Raw genomic sequence first — 7,206 nt, 5'->3', positions numbered from 1 at the left:
ACGACGGGCATGGCATTCATCAGCGCCAATAATGATGCCTTTGAGTCCTATGGTCTTCGGGCATCACAAATTGCTCCAGTCAAACTTGAGGCAGCAGTTGACTATGCCAATGGACTGAATCGCCTGCTGGCTGACCCGGCGACATCTATGAAAACACGCCGTTTAGGGCCTAGCAAGATTGTGGGCGAGTACGGCTAAGACGACGCGGAGCTTAAGTGAACCCAGGGTTTTGGTTTGGGCAGAGCGGATTTGAGCTTCCACAAGCGCAGAGAAGACTGTTTCAATACGTTTGCGGATTTTGGGATGGCGAGAATCTCGCCATCCCGTGTCATATCTGGTGTTCTTCTTGGGCGGATACACGTAGCCCAGACAGCAATACCCCTTATCGCCAATGATGGTTGGGCCTTCAAACTCTGGCCATCTGAGATTCAGCTCATAGCTGACCGTAACGTCATGGAGGTTGGCAGGTCGGATGACGTACTGAACGATTTGTCCACCTGGTGTGACCCAGGCGTGCAGCTTATATCCGAAGAACTCGCCCTGAGTTCCAAATCCCCATTTCGCGCCTGGGAACTGACAAAGGTGCGTGCGTTTGGGACGGCAAATGGGGAGGGGCATTGAATCAACTACGACTTCAGTGCAGGGCTGAGCTGGGCTTGCAACATGCTCTAGGAGTGGCAACAGTTTGATGCCCCTGGTGTAGGCCTGAGTGTAGGAAGGAAGACCGGGACGGTCTTCCTTGAGGATGTTCCACCAGATGGAAGGAAATGGATGCTTGAAGACGAGACGGGAGAGCAGCAGAGCAACCAGCATGGCATCTGTGACCTTCTGGTGCGGGCAGATTTTCTGGTCGCTGAAATGCTTCTTAGCCCAGAAATAGAGGTGGCGAATGACGTGCCGACGTCCTAGACTATGGTGGAGACGATATTTAGCCATGTCGTCTCTATTTTTATGTGTCTGAGACGCACTTCACCAGGGGGCGGTCAGGCCCTAAACGGCGTGAAAACAGGCGGCGTGACCTTCGCGTTCTGGACGAAAGAAGGCGCAACCCTGCCAGTAGGTCAGATTCTCACCGATGAGGACTTTGACCTGGCTTCCATCGGTCTGGCCCCTGACCCCACCAAGCAGAAAGCGAATGCCCAGGAGGTGGGTGCGGCTCTCTCCAGCCCGTTCAAGGGTGCGCTGGCGGATTTCGACCCGAAGGCGGCGTTTTATGCGGTGGGCATGACTCCCAGTAAAAGTCGCGTGGCCGTCAGAACGCACCTGACGACCACGGTGGCCGACACGCTTCACCACCTGCGGCAGTACTTCGCGGCTCAGCAACTCGTGAAGATCAACCCGGCAGGAAAACACCCTGACCGCAGCACTTACGACCTCTACCCGCTGGTCAGCGCCATGTACCGCGACGCCCGCAAGGAACACACCGAGCCGGACGTGGACGCCCTGGTTCAGTTCGCGCTCAGTGGGCAACCGCTCCCGCGTTCATTCCTGGTGAAACTCAACGCCCGTAACCGCGTGGACGAGTATCACGTCACCCGCCCCCGCGCCGTGCTGACCAAGATGGTGCTGCTCTCACGTGAATTCAAGGAGCTTGAAATGGATAAAGACAGTCTCGATGCCCTGAACCCCAACCAGAAGGAACCCGCTTACCATCTGGGCCGCCTGCTGGCCGTGCTGGACGATATTCAAACGTCGGCAATGCGTGGCGTAAATACCACGCTGGTGGACCGCTTTTACGGTTCCATGAGTACCACCCCGTATGCCGTGGTGGGCCGCCTGATTCACGGCTCGCAGGCACACTTACAGAAACTCCGCAAGGAGAAACCGGGCGTGTACAAACTCAAGCAGGACGAACTGGAAGCCGTGATGTCCCGCCTGAAAGACATTCCCGCCAGACCCCTGACCACCGCGCAGCAGGCGCTGTTCGCCCTGGGGTACTACCACCAGCGGGCGCACATCAGTGAAGGCATCCGCGAGGGGAAAGCCGCGAAGGACGCCAAAGCCGAAGCCGAAAAGAATGCCAACAACGACGCCACTGATACCAACGAAGGAGACCAATAATGTCCGACGCTGCTCACCTGAACGCCACCAACCGCCACGACTTCGTCCTGATCTTCGATGTCACCAACGGCAACCCCAACGGCGACCCGGATGCCGGAAACCTGCCCCGCGTCGACCCGGAAACGGGCCTGGGCATCGTGACCGACGTGGCCCTGAAACGCAAAGTGCGGAATTACGTCGATACGCTGAAAGGTGATGAAGGCCGTTTCAAAATCTACGTGCAGCAGGGCGCGATTCTGAACAATCAGCACCGCCGCGCCTACGAGGCCGCCGGAACTGACCCGAAAAACGCCAAGCAGGATGACATCCTGAAAGCCAAAAAATGGATGTGCGACAACTTCTTCGACATCCGCACGTTCGGCGCAGTCATGAGCACCGAAGTGAACGCCGGACAGGTGCGCGGCCCCGTGCACCTGACGTTTGGGCGTAGTGTCGACCCGATCCTGGGTCTGGACGCCGCCATCACCCGCGTGGCTCTGACCAAACCTGACCCGAAGCAGGCCTCTGATGATGAAACTGCCCGCAGCGGCACGATGGGCCGCAAAGCCTATATCCCTTACGGCCTGTACGTCGCGCACGGCTTCTACGTCCCGGCGTTCGCGCAGGACACGGGCTTCAGCAACGAAGACCTGGAAATCCTGTGGCAAGCCCTGGTGAACATGTGGGACTTAGACCGCAGCGCCAGCCGTGGCCTGACCGCCTGCCGTGGCCTGTACGTGTTCAGCCACTCCAGCCCGCTCGGGAACGCCCCCGCGCATAAGCTGTTTGACCTGATCAAGCTGGAACGCAAGGAAGATGTGGCCGTGGCCCGCAGTTTCGATGATTACAATCCCATTCAAGTTGATTCGGCGAGACTGCCGCAAGGCGTGACGTTCACTCAACTGGTGGACTGATTCAGGGCAAGGCCGGGTGTCATACTCGGCCTCTTCTCTTGGAGGTGAGCGTGGAGGAATTCATCATGCTTTCGGCCTTGCAGCATTTCACGTTCTGCCCGCGCCAGTGCGCCCTGATTCACGTGGAGCAGGTGTGGACGGAGAACGCGCATACCGCACGGGGCCAGCAGCAGCACGAGCGGGCGCACGGGGGCGGCACGGAGGAACGCGGCGGCATGCGCACCATGCGTGCCCTACCGCTGGTGTCGCGTGTTCACGGCCTGATGGGCGTGGCGGACGTGGTCGAACTCCTGCCGGATGGCTCGCCTCGCCCGGTGGAGTACAAATCCGGGCGGGCGAAACCACGGCTGGCCGACGAGGTGCAGTTGTGTGCTCAGGCGATGTGTCTGGAGGAGATGTTCGCTTGCGACATCTCAGCGGGCTTCATTTACCATTCGGCCAGTCACAAACGCCGCGAAGTCCAGTTCACGCCAGAATTGCGCCATGCCGTACTGGACGCCCGTGACGGCATTCGGGAACTCCTACGGACGCGAGTGCTGCCGCTGCCCGCCGCTGACGCCCGTTGCGAGCTGTGCAGCCTGAAAGACGAGTGCGAACCGTTCGCCCCGCGTGACTTTCCGCGTGGATTCGACCCCTTCAGCACGAGGTTGGAAGAATGAGACAGCTTTTGAACACCCTGTACATTCAGACGCAGGGCACGTACCTGCACCTGGACACTGACAACATCCGCGTGGAGGTGGAAAAGGAGCGCAAGGCCATGATCCCCCTGCACCACGTCGAGAGCGTTGTCGTGTTCGGGAACGTGCTGCTCAGCCCCTTCCTGATTCATAAGTTGGCCCGCGAACACAAGCCTGTCACGTGGCTCACCGAGTTCGGGCGGTTCATGGCCCGCACCGAAACGCCCGTCAGCGGGAATGTCCTCCTGCGCGTGGCCCAGCACGCCTGCGCCTGCGACATGGCCAAGGCCCTGTCCATTGCGCGGTTCGTGGCGGCCGGGAAACTCCAGAATCAGAAAGTTACCCTGATGCGTTCGGCCCGCGAGGCGCTGGACAACGACCCGGAACTGCTGCGGCAAGCGGCAAAGGAAATCAACGCCCAGATCGGCTGCCTGCCCCTGGCGGAAACCGTGGACGAGGTGCGCGGCATCGAAGGCACCGCCGCCCGCATCTACTGGGAGGTCTTCCCGCTGATGCTGCGGCAAAACCGCGATTTCTTCTGGCTGACGGAACGCACCCGCCGCCCCGCACGGGACGCCATCAACGCCACGCTGAACTTCACGTACACCGTCCTGGCGAACGACTGCGCCAGCGCCGCCCAGAGTGTGGGCCTCGACCCGCAGGTGGGTTTTCTGCACGCCCTGCGCCCCGGCAGAAGCAGCCTCGCCCTGGACCTGATGGAAGAACTCCGTGCCGTCACCGCCGACCGCGCCATCATCACCCTGATCAACCGCTCTCAACTCACGCCGCGCGACTTCGTGTTGCACGAGGGAAATACCGTGACCATCAAAGAAGATGCCCGCAAAACCATCCTCGCGCACCTCACCGAACGCAAGAAGGAGGAAGTGACACACCCCCTCACCGCCCGCAAAACCCCGCTGGGCCTCATCCCGCACGTTCAGGCTCGCCTGCTGGCCCAGCACCTGCGCGGCGACCGGGCGCACTATCCGCCGTATCTACATAGGTAGAGATGATTGACTTGCTGATTTGTTACGACGTGGCCACCTCGACCGAAGGCGGAGCCAAGCGCCTTCGCCGCGTGGCCAAAGCCTGCACCGCGCACGGCCAGCGGGTGCAGAACAGCGTGTTTGAGGTCAGCGTGACCGACGTGCAGCTGCTGCACTTGCGTCAGCGCCTGCTGGAAGTGATGGACGCCGACGAGGACACCATCCGCATTTACCGCCTGCGCCAGCCCCGTGAGAAATTTGTGGAGGCCTACGGCAAAGACCACTACACCGACTTCAGCGAGCCGCTGATTCTATAGCGCGAACCTGTGGCGACGGCCAAAAGCTGGGGGGTTCGCGCAAGCCAATCAGCCCGTGTGGGGCGCGAAGTATGACAACTCAGATCACTGTAAATGGCTGCGAACTTGCACATGCTGAGGGGGTTCGCGCAAACTGAAGGCGGGACGCCGTCTGACACGCCGCTGGATGGTGAACTGTTGTTTCAGCCTGCCTTCGGGTGGGCTGTGGATTGGCTCTGAATGTTGGACGCCCGGCCCTTCCTGACCCTGTTGTTTCAGCCTGCCTTCGGGTGGGCTGTGGATTGAAACAGCACGGCGCACAGCTCCTGCGTCGGTGCGGGCCGTGTTTCAGCCTGCCTTCGGGTGGGCTGTGGATTGAAACATCGGGGCGCTCCCCAGCGGGGTAGAGATGCCAGACGTTTCAGCCTGCCTTCGGGTGGGCTGTGGATTGAAACAAAGCTGAGCATCTGGCTTTTACCGGCACACCGAGTTTCAGCCTGCCTTCGGGTGGGCTGTGGATTGAAACAAGCCTTGCTAGACGATTTAGGCGATGCTTGCGAGGTTTCAGCCTGCCTTCGGGTGGGCTGTGGATTGAAACCGGACGACGGGGATTACCGTGTCAAACTCTGGAGTTTCAGCCTGCCTTCGGGTGGGCTGTGGATTGAAACCGGACGACGGGGATTACCGCATCAAACTCTGGAGGTTTCAGCCTGCCTTCGGGTGGGCTGTGGATTGAAACATGCGGGAACGCAGTGCAGCCCTTGAGAAGGAATGCGTTTCAGCCTGCCTTCGGGTGGGCTGTGGATTGAAACTGGGTGGCCTGCTCGGCGTAGCGCCGTCCAGCCGCGGTTTCAGCCTGCCTTCGGGTGGGCTGTGGATTGAAACTTCTCCTTAGAACGTCAGCCCATCGGCAGCCATCGCGTTTCAGCCTGCCTTCGGGTGGGCTGTGGATTGAAACGTTGCTTAGGCCGTCCAGCACCCCAGCGACCCCCGTTTCAGCCTGCCTTCGGGTGGGCTGTGGATTGAAACAGCAGCGATTGTCACGCGGGCATAGCCTGAGCCGGTGTTTCAGCCTGCCTTCGGGTGGGCTGTGGATTGAAACTGGTTAATCCCAAAGCGGGGGCCAGTTTCGCCCGTTTCAGCCTGCCTTCGGGTGGGCTGTGGATTGAAACCAGCGCCTGCTCACGGGTGAGCGTGACAGAATCTGTGTTTCAGCCTGCCTTCGGGTGGGCTGTGGATTGAAACCGTTTCACCGACAACGGCTACGGCACCCGCACCGTGTTTCAGCCTGCCTTCGGGTGGGCTACAAATTCAAAAACCATCAACGGAACAAACCAGGCGATGTTGAAACTTCTGATCGCCTGGCCTGTCGCGTCAAGTCTTATGAGCAGTGGTTCAGTCCACTACTCGGGCAGGTACGGTCAGATCACAGATGCTAAAGTCGGCGCCCCGCTCAGCGCGTTTCTGAGAAATCACGGCCTGGAATTCGTCACTCTGCGGATTCAGGATCTGCACCGTGGGTCGCTCATCTGCAGGAATATCAGCCAGTACACGGACCTGCCGCATGGTGTCGGGGTTGGCGGGCGGCTCGCCGGCAGTCAGTGCCCGGATGACGGGTTCGCCGATCACGGTGTTGCCCCAGGCCGTGTAGTCCAGTCCCAGTCGGAAGGACGAAGCGCCGCGCATGAAGAAGATCTCGCTGTTGGCGCTGCCGATGTCTTCGCCGCGTCCCATGCCTGCTACACCTGGACAGTACGCGCCCCAGGCCTGGAAGTTATCCACATCACGGCGGCGAGTTTCTGCGTCCGAGACAGTCAGAATCGGCATAGAACCCAGGAATCCCGAATTGGCGTCTACCGAGTTGGTCACCTGGACCCAGTCGGCGTCGGAAGGCAGTCGCGCCGAGAATTCTGGTTCCAGATTGGGATGTTCGGAGGTTCCGCCGTCTTGGTTGTTGGGGTTTCCGGTCTGAGCCACAAAGAGATCAATGACGCGGTGGAATTGCAGGCCGTCGTAGACCCCTTCCCGGGCCAGCAGCTTGATACGCTCCACAGCTTTGGGCGCAAGGTCAGGGCGCATCTCGACCATCACCGTGCCCTTGCTGGTTTCGATGACCAGTACGTTTTCAGGGTCCAGTGTGAGCCAGGCAGTTTCCCTGACCACCACAGGAGCGTGCTGAGTCCTGGGCTCCATAGGTTCCAATCCACCGGCTGAAGCCAGGCCCAGACTGAGGATGCCAGCCACCACCGTCGCGTATTTTTGCATGGAGCAATCTTATCTACCTTCTTTGAGT

Annotated in this window: 7 protein-coding genes and 1 CRISPR repeat array; of the genes, 5 read left to right on the top strand and 2 right to left on the bottom strand. The window is 60.0% G+C overall.

What is annotated here, in order from left to right; translation table 11 throughout:
* Positions 1–162: 162 nt before the first annotated feature.
* A complete protein-coding gene (locus LMT64_RS13275) occupies positions 163–936 on the bottom strand; it encodes an IS982 family transposase (protein ID WP_229253549.1) in 774 nt (257 codons plus the stop codon).
* A gap of 15 nt (positions 937–951) precedes the next feature.
* Here LMT64_RS13275 and LMT64_RS13270 point away from each other — a divergent pair, with 15 nt between their 5' ends.
* From LMT64_RS13270 to cas2, 5 genes are read left to right on the top strand one after another with little or no spacing between them, the layout of a single operon-like run.
* A complete protein-coding gene (locus LMT64_RS13270) occupies positions 952–2,061 on the top strand; it encodes a type I-C CRISPR-associated protein Cas8c/Csd1 (RefSeq protein ID WP_229253548.1) in 1,110 nt (369 codons plus the stop codon).
* Complete coding sequence (gene cas7c / locus LMT64_RS13265) at positions 2,061–2,954, top strand: type I-C CRISPR-associated protein Cas7/Csd2 (RefSeq protein ID WP_126352123.1); 894 nt, start codon at positions 2,061–2,063, stop codon at positions 2,952–2,954. Before LMT64_RS13270 ends, cas7c begins: the two co-directional genes overlap by 1 nt.
* Before the next feature lie 50 nt (positions 2,955–3,004).
* Entirely contained in the window at positions 3,005–3,613 is a 609-nt protein-coding gene (gene cas4 / locus LMT64_RS13260) for a CRISPR-associated protein Cas4 (RefSeq protein WP_229253547.1), read from the top strand.
* A gap of 8 nt (positions 3,614–3,621) precedes the next feature.
* Positions 3,622–4,638 carry a type I-C CRISPR-associated endonuclease Cas1c gene (cas1c, locus tag LMT64_RS13255; RefSeq protein ID WP_233433675.1) on the top strand — a complete coding sequence of 339 codons (1,017 nt, stop codon included), beginning with the start codon at positions 3,622–3,624 and terminating at the stop codon, positions 4,636–4,638.
* A 2-nt stretch (positions 4,639–4,640) separates the two neighbouring features.
* A complete protein-coding gene (cas2, locus tag LMT64_RS13250; protein WP_126352125.1) occupies positions 4,641–4,934 on the top strand; it encodes a CRISPR-associated endonuclease Cas2 in 294 nt (97 codons plus the stop codon).
* Positions 4,935–5,113: 179 nt separating this feature from the next.
* Positions 5,114–6,230: a CRISPR direct-repeat array (repeat unit 37 nt; unit sequence GTTTCAGCCTGCCTTCGGGTGGGCTGTGGATTGAAAC).
* Between the two features lie 78 nt (positions 6,231–6,308).
* On the opposite strand, the gene LMT64_RS13245 is transcribed toward cas2, so the two are convergent.
* Positions 6,309–7,178, bottom strand: a complete 870-nt coding sequence (locus tag LMT64_RS13245; protein ID WP_126352126.1) for a peptidylprolyl isomerase — start codon at positions 7,176–7,178, stop codon at positions 6,309–6,311.
* Between the last annotated feature and the right edge of the window lie 28 nt (positions 7,179–7,206).

Origin of the sequence: Deinococcus radiophilus (genome assembly GCF_020889625.1) — a bacterium.
GTDB lineage: Bacteria > Deinococcota > Deinococci > Deinococcales > Deinococcaceae > Deinococcus > Deinococcus radiophilus.
Note: the sequence above shows the minus strand (reverse complement) of the source record. Positions and strands in the feature narration are given on the sequence as shown.